Annotated in this window: 15 protein-coding genes; 13 read left to right on the top strand and 2 right to left on the bottom strand. The window is 55.4% G+C overall.

Annotated features, from left to right (window positions below):
* Nucleotides 1-21: 21 nt before the first annotated feature.
* Nucleotides 22-1,851: an SLC13 family permease gene (locus MT962_RS19010; RefSeq protein WP_024560399.1), complete on the top strand. Its 1,830-nt coding sequence runs from the start codon at nucleotides 22-24 to the stop codon at nucleotides 1,849-1,851.
* A 13-nt stretch (nucleotides 1,852-1,864) separates the two neighbouring features.
* Here MT962_RS19010 and yfbR read toward each other — a convergent pair whose 3' ends face one another.
* Nucleotides 1,865-2,464 carry a 5'-deoxynucleotidase gene (gene yfbR / locus MT962_RS19005; RefSeq protein WP_024556219.1) on the bottom strand — a complete coding sequence of 200 codons (600 nt, stop codon included), beginning with the start codon at nucleotides 2,462-2,464 and terminating at the stop codon, nucleotides 1,865-1,867.
* Nucleotides 2,465-2,543: 79 nt separating this feature from the next.
* Nucleotides 2,544-3,758, bottom strand: a complete 1,215-nt coding sequence (gene alaA, locus MT962_RS19000) for an alanine transaminase AlaA (protein WP_024556220.1) — start codon at nucleotides 3,756-3,758, stop codon at nucleotides 2,544-2,546.
* 959 nt (nucleotides 3,759-4,717) lie between these two features.
* Between alaA and lrhA the strand changes: the two genes are divergently transcribed.
* The 12 genes from lrhA (at nucleotide 4,718) to nuoL (ending at nucleotide 18,261) form a co-directional block, all read left to right on the top strand.
* Nucleotides 4,718-5,653, top strand: a complete 936-nt coding sequence (lrhA, locus tag MT962_RS18995; protein WP_024560396.1) for a transcriptional regulator LrhA — start codon at nucleotides 4,718-4,720, stop codon at nucleotides 5,651-5,653.
* Nucleotides 5,654-6,293: 640 nt separating this feature from the next.
* Nucleotides 6,294-6,740 carry an NADH-quinone oxidoreductase subunit NuoA gene (gene nuoA, locus MT962_RS18990; protein WP_034882306.1) on the top strand — a complete coding sequence of 149 codons (447 nt, stop codon included), beginning with the start codon at nucleotides 6,294-6,296 and terminating at the stop codon, nucleotides 6,738-6,740.
* A gap of 15 nt (nucleotides 6,741-6,755) precedes the next feature.
* Nucleotides 6,756-7,430 (top strand): NADH-quinone oxidoreductase subunit B, encoded by a 675-nt coding sequence (locus tag MT962_RS18985; RefSeq protein ID WP_024552772.1) that lies wholly within the window; start codon nucleotides 6,756-6,758, stop codon nucleotides 7,428-7,430.
* Between the two features lie 88 nt (nucleotides 7,431-7,518).
* The gene (nuoC, locus tag MT962_RS18980) at nucleotides 7,519-9,330 is read left to right on the top strand and encodes an NADH-quinone oxidoreductase subunit C/D (protein ID WP_024556224.1); all 1,812 of its coding nucleotides are present in this window, start codon (nucleotides 7,519-7,521) and stop codon (nucleotides 9,328-9,330) included.
* Nucleotides 9,331-9,332: 2 nt separating this feature from the next.
* Nucleotides 9,333-9,833: an NADH-quinone oxidoreductase subunit NuoE gene (gene nuoE, locus MT962_RS18975; protein WP_024560395.1), complete on the top strand. Its 501-nt coding sequence runs from the start codon at nucleotides 9,333-9,335 to the stop codon at nucleotides 9,831-9,833.
* Nucleotides 9,830-11,167: an NADH-quinone oxidoreductase subunit NuoF gene (gene nuoF / locus MT962_RS18970; protein WP_024556226.1), complete on the top strand. Its 1,338-nt coding sequence runs from the start codon at nucleotides 9,830-9,832 to the stop codon at nucleotides 11,165-11,167. Before nuoE ends, nuoF begins: the two co-directional genes overlap by 4 nt.
* Nucleotides 11,168-11,295: 128 nt before the next feature.
* Nucleotides 11,296-14,022: an NADH-quinone oxidoreductase subunit NuoG gene (gene nuoG, locus MT962_RS18965; protein WP_024556227.1), complete on the top strand. Its 2,727-nt coding sequence runs from the start codon at nucleotides 11,296-11,298 to the stop codon at nucleotides 14,020-14,022.
* Nucleotides 14,019-14,996: an NADH-quinone oxidoreductase subunit NuoH gene (gene nuoH, locus MT962_RS18960; RefSeq protein WP_024556228.1), complete on the top strand. Its 978-nt coding sequence runs from the start codon at nucleotides 14,019-14,021 to the stop codon at nucleotides 14,994-14,996. The genes nuoG and nuoH overlap by 4 nt, the downstream gene beginning before the upstream one ends.
* A gap of 14 nt (nucleotides 14,997-15,010) precedes the next feature.
* A complete protein-coding gene (gene nuoI / locus MT962_RS18955; protein ID WP_024556229.1) occupies nucleotides 15,011-15,553 on the top strand; it encodes an NADH-quinone oxidoreductase subunit NuoI in 543 nt (180 codons plus the stop codon).
* A 10-nt stretch (nucleotides 15,554-15,563) separates the two neighbouring features.
* Nucleotides 15,564-16,127, top strand: coding sequence for an NADH-quinone oxidoreductase subunit J (nuoJ, locus tag MT962_RS18950; protein ID WP_247366222.1), 564 nt, complete (start codon nucleotides 15,564-15,566; stop codon nucleotides 16,125-16,127).
* Nucleotides 16,124-16,426: an NADH-quinone oxidoreductase subunit NuoK gene (nuoK, locus tag MT962_RS18945; RefSeq protein WP_024556231.1), complete on the top strand. Its 303-nt coding sequence runs from the start codon at nucleotides 16,124-16,126 to the stop codon at nucleotides 16,424-16,426. Before nuoJ ends, nuoK begins: the two co-directional genes overlap by 4 nt.
* Nucleotides 16,423-18,261 (top strand): NADH-quinone oxidoreductase subunit L, encoded by a 1,839-nt coding sequence (gene nuoL, locus MT962_RS18940; protein WP_247366221.1) that lies wholly within the window; start codon nucleotides 16,423-16,425, stop codon nucleotides 18,259-18,261. The genes nuoK and nuoL overlap by 4 nt, the downstream gene beginning before the upstream one ends.
* Nucleotide 18,262: the final 1 nt, after the last annotated feature.

Here is an 18,262-nt window from a genome sequence, read left to right as displayed (position 1 = left end):
CCATGAAAACAAGGACAGGTTGTGAACGGTGAACTGATTTGGGTACTCAGTCTGCTGGCGGTAGCGGTGGCGCTTTTCGCTACCGGCAAGGTGCGTATGGACGCCGTGGCGCTGCTGGTTATCATCGCGTTTGTCTTAAGCGGCACCTTAACACTCAACGAAGCCTTTGCAGGCTTTAGCGATCCTAACGTCATTCTTATCGCCGCGCTGTTTATCATCGGCGATGGCCTGGTGCGCACCGGCGTCGCCACCAAAATGGGCTCGTGGCTGATGAGCGTGGCGGGAAGCAGCGAAACCAGAATGCTTATCCTGCTTATGCTCACCGTCGCGGGGCTGGGTGCGTTTATGAGCTCGACTGGCGTCGTGGCCATTTTCATTCCGGTGGTGCTTAGCGTCTGCTCGCGCATGAAAATTTCGCCTTCGCGCCTGATGATGCCGCTGAGCTTCGCCGGGCTTATCAGCGGCATGATGACGCTGGTCGCCACGCCGCCCAATCTGGTGGTTAACAGCGAGCTGCTGCGCGAAGGGTTTAAAGGGTTTGAGTTCTTTGACGTCACGCCGCTTGGGCTGGCGATTCTGCTTTGCGGCATCGTCTACATGCTGCTGTTTCGCTTCATGCTCAAAGTGAGCGGCGCCGCAGACCAGGCAAGCTGGAAACGCCGCACCTTTCGCGATCTGATTAAAGATTATCATCTTACGGGCCGCGCCCGCCGGCTGGCGATTCGTCCGGGTTCGCCGATGGTCGGCCATCGGCTGGACGATTTGAAATTGCGCGAGCGCTATGGTGCGAATGTGATTGGCCTTGAGCGCTGGCGGCGCTTTCGCCGGGTTATCGTAAACGTGACGGGCGTCACGGAGTTTCGCGCCCGCGACGTGCTGCTGATAGATATGTCCGACCCTGAAGTGGACCTGCGTCAGTTTTGCAGCGAACAGCAGCTTGAACCGATGATCCTGCGCGGCGAATATTTCTCTGACCAGGCGCTGGATGTCGGGATGGCGGAAGTGTCGCTGATACCGGAATCGGAAATCATTGGTAAAAGCGTGCGCGAAATCGGTTTTCGCACACGTTATGGGCTGAATGTCGTAGGGCTGCGGCGAGACGGCGCGGCGCTGAAAGGCGCCATCGTTGATGAGCCGCTGATGCTTGGCGATATCTTGCTGGTAGTCGGAGACTGGAAACTCATCAGCAAGCTAGGGGGCAGGGGCCATGACTTCCTGGTGCTTAATTTGCCGGTAGAGGAAAGCGATGCCTCGCCCGCCCATAGCCAGGCGCCGCATGCTATTTTTTGCCTGGCGCTTATGGTGGCGATGATGTTGACCGATGAAATTCCCAACCCCATCGCCGCGATCATCGCCTGTCTGCTGATGGGCAAATTTCGCTGTATCGATTTGCAAAGCGCTTATAAGGCGATCCATTGGCCGAGCATTATTCTTATCGTCGGCATGATGCCTTTTGCGCTGGCGCTGCAAAAAACCGGTGGCGTCGACTTGGTGGTACGCGGGCTGATGGAGCTCGGCGGCGGTTATGGTCCTCAGGCGATGCTGGCGTGTCTGTTTGTTTTGTGCGCGGCGACGGGGCTGTTTATCTCCAATACCGCGACGGCTGTGCTGATGGCCCCTGTCGCGTTAGCGGCGGCGAAATCCATGGGCGTATCGCCTTATCCTTTCGCTATGGCGGTGGCGATGGCGGCATCCGCCGCCTTTATGACCCCGGTCTCGTCGCCCGTCAATACGCTGGTGTTGGGGCCGGGGCGTTACTCATTCAGCGATTTTGTGAAACTCGGCGTACCCTTTACGCTGATGGTGATGATCATCTGCGTAGTGATGATCCCGCTGTTGTTCCCTTTCTGAAGCGGGCAGCGGATTAAAGCGCGGAGTCCTGGCTTATCTCATCCAGCGAAAGATGGAAGCTTGGGACAAACATCTCAATGAAATAGTCCATTTCGGCGCTGCGCCGCTCATCAAGCGTTTTTTCCAGGCGGCTTTTTGCCAGTAAAAATTCGTTGTTGCCGGCAGAGAGCTCTTCAAGGCATTTCAGATAAGCGCATAGCGCATCCGCCTGTTTTACTACTGCTTTTTCTTCATCGCTGTAATGGTGCTCATCAATCAACGGCGCGAAAAGATCGCGCAGTTCTTCCGGCACCATCTCCACCAGTTTTTGTTGGGCAATCTTCTCGATGGCCTTGTACTCATGGGCGATTTGCGTGTTGAAATATTTTACCGGCGTCGGCAAATCGCCGGTCAACACTTCGCTGGCGTCGTGATACATCGCCAGCAGAGCAATACGCTCAGCATTCAGCTCGCCGCCAAACTTGCGGTTCTTAATCACCGCCAGGGCGTGCGCCACCATCGCCACCTGCAGACTGTGCTCGGAGACATTTTCCGTACGCACGTTGCGCATCAGCGGCCAGCGATTGATAAGTTTAAGACGGGAAAGATAAGCGAAGAAGTGACTCTGATTCATAATGGGCTCTGTCTGTTACCGCGACAAAAAACCATTGTGGAGGGAGGCGGGGGAAGATGCAAATCTTCCCCTGAACGTTTTACTGATGGTAACCCGAAAGGAAACGGCCGAATTTAGTAATGGCTAAATCCAGCTCATCGATACGCGGCAAGGTAACGATGCGCACATGGTCCGGCCACGGCCAGTTGAACGCAGTGCCTTGTACCAGCAGCACTTTTTCCTGCAACAGAAAGTCCAGCACCATTTTCTGGTCGTCGTGGATATTAAAGCGCTTAGCGTCAATCTTTGGGAACATATAGAGCGCGCCGCGCGGTTTCACGCAGCTGACTCCTGGAATATCATTGATCAATTCCCAGGCGCGGTTGCGCTGATCGTATAGCCGTCCGCCCGGCACGATAAATTCGCTGATGCTCTGGTAGCCGCCAAGCGCGGTCTGAATCGCATGTTGCGCCGGCACATTAGCGCACAGTCGCATCGAGGCAAGCATCTCAAGCCCTTCGATATAGCCTTTGGCATGCTTTTTCGGTCCGTTCAGCACCATCCAGCCCTGACGGAAACCCGCGACGCGGTAAGTTTTCGATAACCCGTTAAAAGTGACAGTCAGCAGATCCGGCGCCAGCGCGGCGATAGAGTGGTGTTCTGCGTCGTCATAAAGAATTTTGTCGTAAATTTCGTCCGCAAAAATTATGAGATTATGCTGGCGCGCAATTTCGACCACTTCCAGCAGTAACTCTTTTGAATAGACTGCGCCGGTGGGGTTATTCGGGTTGATGATAACGATGCCGCGCGTGCGGGGAGTGATTTTTGCGCGAATGTCGTCCAGGTCCGGGAACCAGTCGGAGGATTCATCACACAAGTAATGCACCGCTTTACCGCTGGAGAGAGAGACGGCCGCCGTCCATAACGGGTAATCCGGCGCCGGCACTAACATTTCATCACCGCTGTTAAGCAGCGCCTGCATAGCCTGAACGATCAGTTCAGACACCCCATTGCCGATGTAGATATCCTCTACGGTCACATCGCGCATTCCCCGCGCCTGATAATGCTGCATGATAGCTTTACGGGCGGAATAGAGACCTTTTGAATCGCTATAGCCCTGCGCGGTGGGCAGGTTGCGAATCACATCGACGAGTATTTCATCCGGGGCGTCGAACCCGAATGGGGCAGGGTTGCCGATATTGAGTTTCAGGACTTTATTGCCTTCCTCTTCCAGACGCTTTGCTTCTTTAAGCACCGGGCCGCGGATGTCGTAACAGACATTATCAAGTTTGCTGGATTTTTCGATGGGTGACATGGATCTGACCTTCAATGTTATCCCGCGTCCTGCCGTGGAAACGGGTGGCGACAATGTACTCCTCCCGTTACGGCTTTTGAAGTGCGAAGTCGTTAGGTTTCTTCTATTCTTCAAAAGCGGTTTGTTTAAAAAAGAAGCTTTAGCGATTGAATTTTGCGAATTAAATGTCTAAATTATTTTTTGTTTGCAGATTATTAACCTGGTTAATGATGGTTTTATGGTAAGTTATAACAATCGCGGCGGACGCAAGCCCTATTTTCTCTCTTCGGGTCACGTTAAGCGGCGATCACTCTAAAAAAATGAATATTAACCCTGCTCATCAATCCTGGAAATGACCGGTAAAAAGCGGCTATTGTTGTGAATCCTTTGTTACGTTTTGCGCTTTTAATAATAAGAAATAATAAAGTTTATTTAATATAACTTTTAACGTTGCCTTTATTAAGTATGTATTTATAAACAGCTTATTAGGAATACTTCGATAATTTGCGTAGGCTATTAAAAAAATCCTCAATATGAGATAGTATGACCTGGTTACTGATGTCGATTCCCTGGCGTCTCTGCCGGGTATCACACCTGTTTCGCCAGTTTATCGTGATACTTAATTGTTTCTTATCGATATTCCCGAGCGGTGCTTAGCTTCAGCATAACGTGGCTTTCATATAAGAGGAAAGCCCCTAATGGCCTCGCTGTAGCCAATCGGTAAAAATTCAAGTGCACCGCCAGTAATTTAATTAAATATACCGGATGAATGTGCAAAATATTTGAATGTATGGCATTAACTTTATTTATTAAAAGTAAGCTTAGCCGGATTTTCGTGCTGCAATAACCTCGGAAAATAAGAGTAGTTTGCCCTTGTTGATCGAAGCCGGATGCGCACGCCAAATGGAATTGCCTTCTTTACGACACATAGCTTTTAAACCAAGGCCGCCTGGTAGCGTAACCTGACAGTGAATAACAATATGATAAATGCAAATCGTCCGATCCTTAATCTTGACCTCGATCTGCTCCGGACCTTTGTGGCGGTTGCCGATCTGAATACCTTTGCAGCGGCGGCGGCGGCGGTATGCCGAACGCAATCGGCAGTAAGCCAGCAGATGCAGCGCCTGGAACAGCTGGTGGGAAAAGAGCTGTTCGCACGCCACGGTCGTAATAAATTATTGACTGAACATGGCATTCAGTTGCTTGGCTATGCGCGAAAAATTCTTCGCTTCAACGATGAAGCATGCACATCATTAATGTTTAGCAGCCTGCAAGGGGTGCTGACGATTGGCGCTTCGGATGAGTCAGCCGATACCATTTTGCCCTTCCTTTTAAACCGCATTAGTTCGGTTTATCCGAAGTTAGCGCTCGATGTGCGCGTTAAACGCACCCCGTTTATTTTAGAAATGCTCAATCAACAGGAAGTCGACCTTGTTGTCGCTACCGCCTGTCCCCCAAATTTTGAGAGTCTCGTGCTGCGGACGTCGCCGACGATGTGGTATTGCGCGGCGGATTATAATCTGCAAAAAGGGGAGCCCATTCCTCTGGTTCTGCTGGATGAAAGCAGCGCTTCACGTGACGTTATCCTTGAGAGTCTTAACGCGGCGAAACTTCCCTGGCGCATCGCTTATGTCGCTTCTACGCTTCCTGCTGTGCGGGCGGCGGTTAAGGCGGGCCTTGGCGTTACTGCGCGGCCAGTCGAAATGATGAGTCCGGATTTGCGGGTGCTCGGCGCCTCTGAAGGCTTGCCGATAATGCCGGAAACGCAATACTTGCTGTGCCGTAATCCGAAAGGGCAGAACGATCTTGCTCAGGTCATATTCCAGTCCATGGAAAACAGCTACACCCCATGGAATTACGCCGCAACGGCGGATGACGACGATGACTCAATGATGCCTGACGGCGATTTCGAATAATCGAAGCGATAAACTGGTAACAATTTGTAAACTGTCAGAAAGCCCCTTCAGCGCCCTTTAAACTCTTAAAGGGCTTATTTTTACACAATTCACATCGATAGTCCGCAAAGACAAGTGCGCAGAATGTTTAATTCCCGCGATTTTTTACGGGTATTGATTGTGCTTTCCTGCGGCTGACATTTCCACGTACTTTTGCCTAAAAACCCGTCGCCTTGTTAAAAATTGACCAGCATTGTTGTTCTTTTTTGCTAGAAATTAACAAAAGCGTGTCTCAGATCAAGAAAATACCCCTGCTAAGGGGGATGAATAGTTGCCATTTCCTGCCAGAATAAGGAGGCAATTTTAATCAACTCACTTTACGGACACGATTCAACAGCGCTAAAAATGGCGTTCAGGCAACAAAATGGGTTGTAAAACGGCATCAAATGTTAATAGGGTTGCGTGGATGTAAACTAATGTGAGGATTCTTTTGTTAAAGTTGACAAAAGGTTATAGAAAGGAGTAAAAAACCCCATCAATTTGCTGCCTAAATCACAATTCTGGTAGTGATTGTAAGGTTTATTGTTCCTCCCTTTAAATCGATGTGGTGTTCATCTGCCAGCAAGAGCAGGGGTCTTAGCGCCACTTTTTGAGTTAAGCAATGCGTATGTCAACATCCACTGAAGTCATCGCTCATCACTGGGCATTCGCTATCTTTCTTATTGTTGCAATTGGTTTGTGTTGCCTGATGCTGGCAGGCGCCTGGTTCTTAGGCGGACGCGCACGCGCGAGGCACAAAAACATTCCTTTTGAATCAGGTATCGATTCGGTGGGCACCGCCCGCTTGCGTCTTTCCGCAAAGTTCTATCTGGTGGCTATGTTCTTCGTCATCTTTGACGTTGAAGCCCTTTATCTCTACGCATGGTCGACATCGATTCGCGAAAGCGGTTGGGTCGGCTTTGTCGAAGCCGCAATTTTCATTTTAGTGCTACTGGCTGGTCTGGTTTATCTGGTGCGTATCGGCGCGCTGGACTGGACGCCCGCGCGTTCACGTCGCGAGCGTATTAACCCTGAGCAGAGCGGTCTCACTAATCGTCATACGCAGTAACAGCGAGGCAATAAGATGGATTACACGCTCACCCGCATAGATCCCAACGGTGAGAACGACCGTTACCCTCTGCAAAAACAGGAGATTGTCGCCGATCCCCTGGAACAGCAGGTTCACCGCACCGTCTATCTGGGCAAACTCGAGAACGCCCTGCACGACATGGTGAACTGGGGTCGCAAAAACTCAATCTGGCCTTATAACTTCGGCCTTTCATGCTGCTACGTAGAGATGGTGACATCGTTTACGGCAGTGCATGACGTCGCTCGCTTCGGCGCAGAAGTGCTGCGCGCCTCTCCGCGTCAGGCGGATCTGATGGTTATCGCGGGTACGCCATTTACCAAGATGGCGCCAGTGATTCAGCGTCTCTACGATCAGATGCTTGAGCCGAAATGGGTTATCTCCATGGGCGCTTGCGCGAACTCCGGCGGTATGTACGACATTTACTCTGTGGTGCAGGGCGTCGATAAGTTCCTGCCGGTTGACGTTTATATTCCTGGCTGCCCGCCGCGTCCTGAAGCTTACATGCAGGCGCTGATGCTGCTGCAGGAGTCGATTGGCAAAGAACGCCGCCCGCTGTCCTGGGTCGTTGGCGATCAGGGCGTTTATCGCGCCAATATGCAATCAGAGCGCGAACGTAAACGCGGCGAACGTATTGCTGTTACAAACTTGCGTACGCCAGACGAAATTTAATTGCGCCTGCGGGCGGTGGTTCTTCTCTTTGCATATCACTCTATAACAGCGCGAAGCCACTCCCGTCAGTCACCACAGAACCATTGCAATGGTGATTACTATGACCGATTTAACCGCGCATGAAGCCGCCCAGCCAGTCTGGCAAACCCGGGATCATTTAGATGACCCGGTCATCGGCGAACTGCGTAACCGTTTTGGGCCGGATGCCTTTACTGTTCAGGCTACCCGCACCGGGGTTCCGGTAGTGTGGGTTAAGCGCGAACAATTACTGGAAGTTGGCGATTTTCTAAAAAAACTCCCCAAACCCTATGTCATGCTCTATGACTTGCATGGCATGGACGAACGACTGCGCACGCACCGCGAAGGGTTACCCGCCGCGGATTTTTCCGTTTTCTACCACCTGCTTTCTATCGATCGCAACCGCGACATCATGCTGAAAGTAGCGCTCAGCGAAAACGACCTGAACGTGCCGACGTTTACTAAACTCTTCCCGAACGCTAACTGGTATGAGCGTGAAACCTGGGAAATGTTTGGCATCACCTTTAACGGCCACCCGCACCTGACGCGCATCATGATGCCGCCGACATGGGAAGGGCACCCGCTGCGTAAAGATTACCCGGCACGCGCGACCGAATTCGATCCGTTCGAGCTGACTAAAGCCAAGCAGGATCTGGAAATGGAGGCGCTGACCTTCAAACCAGAAGACTGGGGCATGAAACGCAGCACAGAGAATGAGGATTTCATGTTCCTCAACCTCGGCCCGAACCACCCGTCAGCGCACGGTGCGTTCCGCATTATTCTGCAGCTGGACGGCGAAGAGATTGTCGACTGCGTGCCGGATATCGGTTATCACCACCGCGGCGCGGAAAAGATGGGCGAGCGTCAGTCCTGGCACAGCTATATTCCGTATACCGACCGTATTGAATATCTCGGCGGCTGCGTTAACGAAATGCCTTATGTGCTGGCGGTTGAAAAGCTGGCGGGCATTGTCGTGCCGGATCGCGTCAACGTGATTCGCGTTATGCTTTCTGAGCTGTTCCGCATCAACAGTCATCTGCTTTATATCTCTACGTTCATTCAGGACGTAGGGGCGATGACGCCGGTCTTCTTCGCCTTTACCGACCGTCAGAAAATTTACGACCTGGTCGAAGCGATTACCGGTTTTCGTATGCACCCGGCCTGGTTCCGCATCGGCGGCGTCGCGCACGACCTGCCGCGCGGCTGGGATCGCCTGTTGCGTGAATTCCTCGACTGGATGCCGAAACGTCTCGCTTCTTATGAAAAAGCGGCGCTGCGCAACAGCATTCTGAAAGGCCGCTCCCAGGGCGTTGCCGCTTACGGCGCGAAAGAGGCGCTGGAGTGGGGCACCACCGGTGCGGGCTTGCGCGCCACCGGGATCGATTTCGACGTGCGTAAGGCGCGTCCTTACTCTGGCTATGAAAACTTTGACTTTGAAATCCCGCTCGGCGGCGGCGTCAGCGACGCTTACACCCGCGTGATGTTGAAAGTGGAAGAGCTGCGCCAGAGCCTGCGCATTCTTGAGCAGTGCCTCAACAACATGCCGGAAGGCCCGTTCAAGGCGGATCACCCGCTGACCACGCCGCCGCCGAAAGAGCGCACGCTGCAACATATCGAAACCCTGATCACCCACTTCCTGCAGGTTTCCTGGGGTCCGGTGATGCCCGCCAACGAATCTTTCCAGATGATCGAGGCGACGAAAGGGATTAACAGCTACTACCTGACCAGCGACGGCAGCACCATGAGCTACCGCACCCGCGTGCGTACGCCGAGCTTCCCGCATCTGCAGCAGATCCCTGCTGTTATCCGCGGCAGCCTGGTCTCCGACCTTATCGTCTATCTGGGTAGTATCGATTTTGTAATGTCTGATGTGGATCGCTAACTATGCACGAAAATCAACAACCACAGGCTGAGGCTTTTGAGCTGAGTGCGGCAGAGCGTGAGGCGATTGAGCACGAAAAGCATCACTATGAAGACCCGCGTGCGGCGTCCATTGAAGCGCTAAAAATCGTCCAGAAGCAGCGTGGCTGGGTGCCGGACGGCGCCATTTACGCTATTGCCGACGTGCTGGGTATTCCGGCGAGCGACGTGGAAGGGGTGGCGACATTCTACAGCCAAATCTTCCGCCAGCCCGTAGGCCGCCATGTTATTCGCTATTGCGACAGCGTGGTATGCCATATCACCGGCTACCAGGGCATTCAGTCCGCTATTGAAAAGCACCTGCAGATCAAGCCGGGCCAGACCACTTTCGACGGCCGCTTCACGCTGCTGCCGACCTGCTGTCTTGGCAACTGCGATAAGGGGCCGACCATGATGATTGATGAGGACACTCACAGTTATCTGACGCCGGAAACTATCCCTGACCTGCTGGAGCAGTACAAATGAAAACCATTATTCGTACTGCCGAAACCCATCCGCTGACCTGGCGTCTGCGCGATGACAAACAGCCGGTCTGGCTTGAGGAATATCAGAGCAAAAACGGCTATGCGGGCGCGCGTAAAGCGCTGACCGGCATGGCGCCGGACGAGATCGTTAATGCGGTAAAAGACGCCGGGCTGAAAGGCCGCGGCGGCGCGGGCTTCTCCACGGGTCTTAAATGGAGCCTGATGCCGAAAGACGAATCCATGAACATCCGTTACCTGCTGTGTAACGCCGATGAGATGGAGCCGGGCACTTATAAAGACCGCCTGCTAATGGAGCAACTGCCGCACCTGCTGGTGGAAGGCATGCTCATTTCCGCCTTCGCGCTGAAAGCGTACCGCGGCTACATCTTCCTGCGCGGCGAATACATTGAAGCCGCTGAACGGTTGCGCCGCGCTATTGCCGAAGCGACCGAAGCGGGCCTGCTTGGCAAAAACATTCTGGGTTCCGGTTTCGACTTCGAACTTTTCGTGCATACCGGCGCAGGCCGATATATCTGCGGCGAAGAGACGGCGCTGATTAACTCGCTGGAAGGCCGTCGCGCCAACCCGCGTTCCAAGCCGCCATTCCCGGCCTCCAGCGGCGTATGGGGCAAGCCGACCTGCGTAAACAACGTAGAAACGCTCTGCAACGTGCCGGCTATCCTCGCGAACGGCGTGGAGTGGTATCAGGGGCTGTCGAAAAGCGAAGACAACGGCACCAAGCTGATGGGCTTCTCCGGTCGCGTGAAAAACCCGGGCGTCTGGGAACTGCCGTTCGGTACTACTGCGCGTGAAATCCTGGAAGATTACGCGGGCGGCATGCGCGATGGTTTGAAGTTTAAAGCCTGGCAGCCGGGCGGCGCAGGGACAGACTTCCTCACCGACGCTCACCTCGACCTGCCGATGGAATTTGCGAGCATCGGCAAAGCGGGCAGCCGTCTGGGTACGGCGCTGGCGATGGCGGTGGATCACGAAATCAACATGGTTTCGCTGGTGCGCAACTTGGAAGAGTTCTTCGCGCGCGAATCCTGCGGCTGGTGTACGCCATGCCGCGACGGTTTGCCATGGAGCGTGAAAATCCTGCGCGCGCTGGAGCGCGGTGAAGGGCAACCGGGCGATATCGAAACCCTTGAGCAGCTTTGCCGCTTCCTGGGGCCAGGTAAAACCTTCTGTGCCCATGCGCCAGGCGCCGTAGAGCCGTTGCAAAGCGCGATTAAATATTTCCGTGAAGAATTCGAAGCGGGCATCAAACAGGATTTCAGCAATACCCATCGCATCAGTGGTATTCAGCCAAACCTGTTAAAAACACGTTGGTGATTCCCCTCAGGCGGCTGCTTTTCTGATAAAGAAGCGCCGCCAGCGCTCTCCTGCCGGGAGAGGCAAGGGATAAAAGAATTTTGATTAACGCCCGGCGCTAAGCCGGGCCAACTGGAAGCATGCTGACTATGGCTACGATTCATGTAGACGGCAAAGAATACGAGGTGGACGGAGCGGACAACCTGCTGCAGGCGTGTCTCTCCCTCGGCCTTGATATTCCTTACTTTTGCTGGCATCCGGCGCTGGGGAGCGTCGGTGCCTGCCGCCAGTGTGCGGTAAAGCAATATCAGAACGCGGAAGATACCCGTGGCCGCCTGGTGATGTCCTGTATGACTCCGGCATCCGATGGAACCTTTATCTCAATTGATGACGCTGAAGCGAAGCAGTTCCGCGAAAGCGTGGTGGAATGGCTGATGACCAACCATCCCCACGACTGCCCGGTCTGTGAGGAAGGGGGCAACTGCCACCTGCAGGATATGACTGTCATGACCGGTCATAGCTTCCGCCGCTACCGTTTTACTAAACGTACTCACCGCAACCAGGATCTCGGTCCGTTTATCTCTCACGAGATGAACCGTTGTATCGCCTGCTACCGCTGCGTGCGTTACTACAAAGACTATGCCGACGGCAAAGATCTGGGCGTTTACGGCGCGCACGATAACGTCTACTTCGGTCGTCCGGAAGATGGCGTGCTGGAGAGCGAATTCTCCGGTAACCTGGTAGAAATCTGTCCGACCGGCGTTTTCACCGACAAAACGCACTCCGAGCGCTACAACCGTAAGTGGGACATGCAGTTTGCGCCAAGCATTTGTCAGCAATGCTCGCTGGGCTGCAACACCAGCCCTGGCGAACGTTATGGCGAACTGCGCCGCATTGAAAACCGCTACAACGGCACTGTAAACCATTACTTCCTGTGCGACCGTGGTCGTTTCGGCTATGGCTACGTGAACCTGAAAGATCGTCCGCGTCAGCCGGTGCAGCGCCGCGGCGACGACCTTATCACCCTGAACGCCGAGCAGGCGATGCAGGGCGCAGCGGATATTCTGCGCCAGTCGAAGAAAGTCATCGGCATCGGCTCGCCGCGCGCCAGCGTGGAAAGCAACTTCGCGCTGCGTGAGCTGGTGGGTGCGGAAAACTTCTATACCGGTATCGCTGCAGGCGAGCAGGAACGTTTGCAACTGATGCTGAAAGTGCTGCGCGAAAGCGGCATCCATACGCCGGCGCTGCGTGAAATTGAATCTTACGACGCCGTACTGATTCTGGGTGAAGATCTGACCCAGACTGGCGCTCGCGCCGCGCTGGCGGTTCGTCAGGCGGTGAAAGGGAAAGCGCGCGAAATGGCAGCGGCGCAGAAAGTAGCCGACTGGCAGATTGCGGCCATTCTGAACATCGGTCAGCACGCCAAACACCCGCTGTTCGTCACGAACGTTGACAGCACCCGTCTGGATGATATCGCCGCATGGACTTACCGTGCGCCGGTAGAAGACCAGGCGCGTCTGGGCTTTGCTATCGCCAACGCGCTCGACGCTGCCGCTCCGGCAGTAGAAGGGCTCGACCGCGACCTGCAAAACAAAGTGGATATCATCGTTCAGGCGCTGGCCGGGGCGAAAAAGCCGCTGATTATTTCCGGTACTAACGCCGGCAGCGCAGAGATTATCCAGGCGGCGGCAAACGTAGCGAAAGCCCTCAAAGGGCGCGGCGCGGATGTCGGCATCACCATGATTGCCCGTGCGGTAAACAGCGTTGGCCTTGGCATGATTGGCGGCGGCTCGCTGGATGAAGCGCTGCACGAGCTTGAAACCGGCAGCGCCGATGCGGTGATCGTGCTGGAAAACGACCTGCATCGTCACGCTTCCGCGACCCGCGTAAACGCAGCGCTCGCGAAGGCGCCGCTGGTGATGGTTATCGATCATCAGCGCACTGCGATTATGGAACATGCACATCTGGTGCTCTCTACCGCGAGCTTCGCCGAGAGCGATGGCACCGTGATTAACAACGAAGGTCGCGCTCAGCGCTTCTTCCAGGTGTACGACCCGCACTACTACGACAGCAAAGCGACTATGCTGGAAAGCTGGCGCTGGCTGCACTCCCTGCACAGCACGGTACAAAGCCGTGAAGTGGACTGGACGCAGCTGGACCATGTTATCGACGCCTGTATCGCGAAGCTGCCGCAGCTGGCGGGTATTAAAGACGCGGCGCCGGACGCCTCTTTCCGCATTCGCGGTCAGAAACTGGCGCGTGAGCCGCACCGCTACAGCGGTCGCACCGCAATGCGCGCCAACATCAGCGTGCACGAGCCGCGTCAGCCGCAGGATAAAGACACCATGTTCTCCTTCTCGATGGAAGGGAACAACCATCCGGACGCGCCGCGTTCTCAGGTGCCGTTCGCCTGGGCGCCAGGCTGGAACTCCCCGCAGGCCTGGAACAAATTCCAGGACGAAGTGGGCGGCCATCTGCGTCACGGCGACCCTGGCGTGCGCCTCATCGAGGCCTCTGCGGGCGAACTGGAGTACTTTACGGTAGTACCGGAACGCTTCCAGCCGCAGGAAGGGCAGTGGCGCATCGCGCCGTACTACCACCTGTTTGGCAGCGATGAGATGTCTCAGCGTTCACCTGTCTTCCAGACGCGTATGCCGCAGCCGTACATTAAGCTCAACCCGGCAGATGCCGCGAAGCTTGGCGTTAACGCGGGCTCGAAGGTCTCCTTCAGCTATGAAGGGCAGACCGTAAGCCTGCCGCTGCAACTCTCCGAAGGGCTGGCGGCGGGGCAGGTGGGTCTGCCGATGGGGATGCCGGGCATCGCGCCGGTGCTGGCGGGCGCTCGTCTTGAAAATCTGCAGGAGGCTGCGCAATGAGTTGGTTAACACCGGACGTTATTGCCGTCCTGCTCGGGATCCTGAAAGCGGTGGTCATCCTGCTGGTCGTGGTTAGCTGCGGCGCGTTTATGAGCTTCGGCGAGCGTCGTCTGCTGGGCCTCTTCCAGAACCGCTATGGACCGAACCGCGTGGGCTGGGGCGGTTCGCTCCAGCTGGTAGCGGATATGATCAAGATGTTCTTCAAAGAGGACTGGGTTCCGCGGTTTACCGACCGCGTTATCTTTACTCTGGCGCCGATGATCGCCTTCACCTCGCTGCTGCTCGCCTTCGCCATCGTGCCGGTGAGCCCGACCTGGGTGGTAGCCGATCTCAACATCGGGATCCTCTTCTTCCTGATGATGGCGGGTCTGGCGGTTTATGCGGTGCTGTTCGCCGGCTGGTCCAGTAACAACAAATACTCACTGCTGGGCGCCATGCGTGCTTCCGCCCAGACGCTGAGCTATGAAGTGTTCCTGGGGCTTTCGCTGATGGGCGTGGTGGCGCAGGCGGGTTCATTCAACATGACCGACATCGTCAATAACCAGGCGCATCTGTGGAACGTTATTCCGCAGTTCTTTGGCTTTGTGACTTTCGCCATCGCGGGCGTTGCGGTGTGTCACCGTCACCCGTTTGACCAGCCGGAAGCCGAGCAAGAACTGGCCGATGGTTATCACATCGAATATTCCGGCATGAAGTTCGGTCTGTTCTTTGTGGGCGAATACATCGGCATCGTTACCGTTTCCGCACTGATTGTGACCCTGTTCTTCGGTGGCTGGAATGGCCCGTGGTTACCGCCTTTCATCTGGTTCGCGCTCAAAACCGCGTTCTTCATGATGATGTTTATTTTGATTCGCGCCGCATTGCCGCGTCCTCGCTATGACCAGGTAATGTCCTTTGGCTGGAAAGTATGCCTGCCGCTGACGCTTATCAACTTGCTGGCAACCGCCGCGGTTATTCTCTGGCAGGCATCGTAAGGGGTGATTAAGCCATGACATTAAAAGAATTAGTGGTTGGTTTCGGCACCCAACTACGCAGTATCTGGATGATCGGCATGCACGCGTTCTCAAAACGCGAAACGCGCATGTATCCAGAAGAGCCGGTTTATCTGCCGCCGCGCTACCGCGGCCGTATCGTGCTGACGCGCGATCCGGACGGTCAGGAGCGCTGCGTTGCCTGTAACCTGTGTGCGGTAGCCTGCCCGGTAGGCTGTATCTCTTTGCAAAAAGCGGAGACGAAAGACGGTCGCTGGTATCCGGAGTTTTTCCGCATCAACTTCTCACGCTGCATTTTCTGCGGTATGTGCGAAGAGGCTTGCCCGACCACCGCTATCCAGCTGACGCCGGATTTCGAGCTGGGCGAGTACAAGCGTCAGGATCTGGTTTACGAGAAAGAGGATCTGCTGATCTCCGGTCCGGGCAAGTACCCGGAGTACAACTTCTACCGGATGGCGGGTATGGCGATCGACGGCAAAGACAAGGGCGAGGCGGAGAACGAAGCCAAGCCTATCGACGTCAAGAGCCTGTTACCTTAAGGAGTCAGGAATGGAATTCGCGTTTTATATCTGCGCCCTTGTGGCGGTCCTGACCACCGTACGGGTGATTACCCATACTAATCCGGTGCATGCGCTGCTGTACCTGATAATCTCGCTGCTGGCGATTGCAGGCGTGTTCTTCTCGCTGGGCGCTTATTTCGCCGGCGCGCTGGAAATCATCGTCTATGCGGGCGCCATCATGGTGCTGTTCGTGTTCGTGGTGATGATGCTCAACCTCGGTAACTCGGTTATTGAGCAGGAGCGCGGCTGGCTTAAGCCGCAGTTCTGGATTGGTCCGGGCCTGCTCTCCGCCGTTTTGCTGGTGGTGATGGTCTACGCCATTCTTGGCGTTAACGATCAAGGCATCGACGGCACGCCAGTCAGCGCGAAAGAGGTTGGCGTGGCGCTGTTCGGCCCTTACGTGCTGGCGGTGGAACTGGCTTCTATGCTGCTGCTGGCGGGCCTGGTTGTGGCCTTCCATCTCGGTCGTGAAGAGTCGGCAGGCGACGTCGTCAGCGTGCGCGGCGGTTCCCCTGCGGAACAGGCGAAAAGAAAAACGGAGGAGCACGTATGATCCCGTTACAACATGGACTCATCCTCGCGGCCATTCTGTTCGTCCTCGGACTGACCGGCCTTATTATCCGTCGCAATCTGCTGTTCATGCTGATTGGCCTGGAAATCATGATTAACGCCGCCGCGCTCGCCTTTGTGGTCGCGGGCAGCTACTGGGGCCAGACCGACGGTCAGGTGATGTATATCCTGGCGATTAGCTTAGCGGCTGCGGAAGCGAGCATCGGCCTTGCGCTGCTGCTGCAACTCCATCGCCGTCGCCAGAACCTGAATATCGATTCAGTAAGTGAGATGCGTGGATGAACCTCCTCTGGTTAACAATTCTTTTGCCATTGATTGGCTATGTATTGCTCGCGTTCTCGCGCGGTCGCTGGTCGGAAAACCTTTCCGCCACGGTGGGAGTGGGCTCTGTCGGGCTGGCGGCGCTGGTTACCGCTATCGTTGGCTTTGATTTCTTCAGCAACGGCAAACAGGCTTTCACTCAGCCGCTGTGGACCTGGATGTCGGTGGGCGATTTTAATATCGGCGTTAACCTGGTGCTGGATGGCCTGTCGCTGACCATGCTTTCCGTGGTGACCGGCGTAGGCTTCCTGATCCACATGTTCGCTTCCTGGTATATGCGCGGCGAAGAGGGGTACTCTCGCTTCTTCGCCTATACCAACCTGTTCATCGCGAGCATGGTGGTGCTGGTACTGGCTGATAACCTGCTGCTGATGTATCTCGGCTGGGAAGGCGTGGGCCTCTGTTCTTATCTGCTGATCGGCTTCTACTACACCGATCCGAAGAATGGCGCAGCGGCGATGAAGGCGTTTGTCGTCACCCGCGTGGGCGATGTCTTCCTCGCTTTCGCGCTGTTCATCCTCTACAACGAACTCGGCACGCTGAACTTCCGCGAAATGGTGGAACTGGCGCCGCAGCACTTTGCTAACGGCAATGAAATGCTGCGCTGGGCGACGCTGATGCTGCTTGGCGGCGCGGTAGGTAAATCTGCACAGCTTCCGCTGCAAACCTGGCTTGCGGACGCGATGGCGGGCCCAACGCCGGTTTCCGCGCTGATCCACGCGGCGACCATGGTTACTGCGGGCGTTTATCTGATTGCCCGCACCCACGGCCTGTTCCTGATGACGCCGGACGTGCTGCATCTGGTCGGCATCGTTGGCGCCATTACGCTGGTGCTGGCTGGTTTTGCCGCTCTTGTGCAGACCGACATCAAACGTGTGCTCGCTTACTCCACCATGAGCCAGATTGGCTATATGTTCCTGGCGCTTGGCGTACAGGCGTGGGATGCGGCGATTTTCCACCTGATGACCCACGCGTTCTTTAAAGCGCTGCTGTTCCTCTCGTCCGGCTCCGTCATTCTGGCGTGCCACCACGAGCAGAACATCTTTAAAATGGGTGGGCTGCGCAAGTCCATTCCGCTGGTGTACGCCTGCTTCCTGGTCGGCGGCGCGGCGCTGGCGGCGTTGCCGATCATCACCGCAGGCTTCTACAGCAAAGATGAAATTCTGTGGGGCGCAGCGGCCAACGGTCATAACTACTTAATGCTGGCGGGTCTGGCGGGGGCGTTCCTCACCTCCATCTATACCTTCCGCATGATTTTCATCGTGTTCCACGGCGAAGAGAAAATTCACGCTCATGCAGGGAAGGGGATTACCCACCACCTGCCGCTAATCGTTCTGCTGGTGCTTTCCACCTTTGTGGGTGCGCTGATCACGCCGCCGCTGGCGGGCGTGCTGCCGGAAAGCAACTTCGGCCACGAAGGCAAAATGACAGTGGAAATCGCTTCGGGCGCCATCGCCATCATCGGCATCCTGATTGCCGCCTGGCTGTGGCTTGGCAAACGCACGCTGGTCGCTTCTGTGGCCAACAGCGCGCCGGGCCGCTTCTTCGGTACATGGTGGTTCCACGCCTGGGGCTTCGACTGGCTGTATGACAAAGTCTTCGTCAAACCTTTCCTCGGTATCGCCTGGCTGCTGAAACGCGATCCGTTGAATGCGCTGATGAACATTCCGGCTATCCTCTCCCGCTTCGCAGGCCGCGGTCTGCTGTTTAGCGAGAGCGGTTATCTGCGCTGGTATGTGGCATCCATGAGCATCGGCGCGGTCGTGGTGCTGGCGCTGCTGATGGTATTGCGTTGAG

Source organism: Franconibacter sp. IITDAS19 (assembly GCF_023079515.1).
Classification (GTDB): domain Bacteria; phylum Pseudomonadota; class Gammaproteobacteria; order Enterobacterales; family Enterobacteriaceae; genus Franconibacter; species Franconibacter pulveris.
The sequence above is the reverse complement of the archived record's forward strand: the minus strand, read 5'-3'. Positions and strand labels throughout refer to the sequence as shown.

Bases quoted from the DNA above. Each gene is read 5' to 3' on its own strand.
- yfbR (WP_024556219.1), bottom strand. From the start codon at position 2,464: ATGAATCAGAGTCACTTCTTCGCTTATCTTTCCCGTCTTAAACTTATC.
- alaA (WP_024556220.1), bottom strand. From the start codon at position 3,758: ATGTCACCCATCGAAAAATCCAGCAAACTTGATAATGTCTGTTACGAC.
- lrhA (WP_024560396.1), top strand. From the start codon at position 4,718: ATGATAAATGCAAATCGTCCGATCCTTAATCTTGACCTCGATCTGCTC.
- nuoA (WP_034882306.1), top strand. From the start codon at position 6,294: ATGCGTATGTCAACATCCACTGAAGTCATCGCTCATCACTGGGCATTC.
- MT962_RS18985 (WP_024552772.1), top strand. From the start codon at position 6,756: ATGGATTACACGCTCACCCGCATAGATCCCAACGGTGAGAACGACCGT.
- nuoC (WP_024556224.1), top strand. From the start codon at position 7,519: ATGGTGATTACTATGACCGATTTAACCGCGCATGAAGCCGCCCAGCCA.
- nuoE (WP_024560395.1), top strand. From the start codon at position 9,333: ATGCACGAAAATCAACAACCACAGGCTGAGGCTTTTGAGCTGAGTGCG.
- nuoF (WP_024556226.1), top strand. From the start codon at position 9,830: ATGAAAACCATTATTCGTACTGCCGAAACCCATCCGCTGACCTGGCGT.
- nuoG (WP_024556227.1), top strand. From the start codon at position 11,296: ATGGCTACGATTCATGTAGACGGCAAAGAATACGAGGTGGACGGAGCG.
- nuoH (WP_024556228.1), top strand. From the start codon at position 14,019: ATGAGTTGGTTAACACCGGACGTTATTGCCGTCCTGCTCGGGATCCTG.
- nuoI (WP_024556229.1), top strand. From the start codon at position 15,011: ATGACATTAAAAGAATTAGTGGTTGGTTTCGGCACCCAACTACGCAGT.
- nuoJ (WP_247366222.1), top strand. From the start codon at position 15,564: ATGGAATTCGCGTTTTATATCTGCGCCCTTGTGGCGGTCCTGACCACC.
- nuoK (WP_024556231.1), top strand. From the start codon at position 16,124: ATGATCCCGTTACAACATGGACTCATCCTCGCGGCCATTCTGTTCGTC.
- nuoL (WP_247366221.1), top strand. From the start codon at position 16,423: ATGAACCTCCTCTGGTTAACAATTCTTTTGCCATTGATTGGCTATGTA.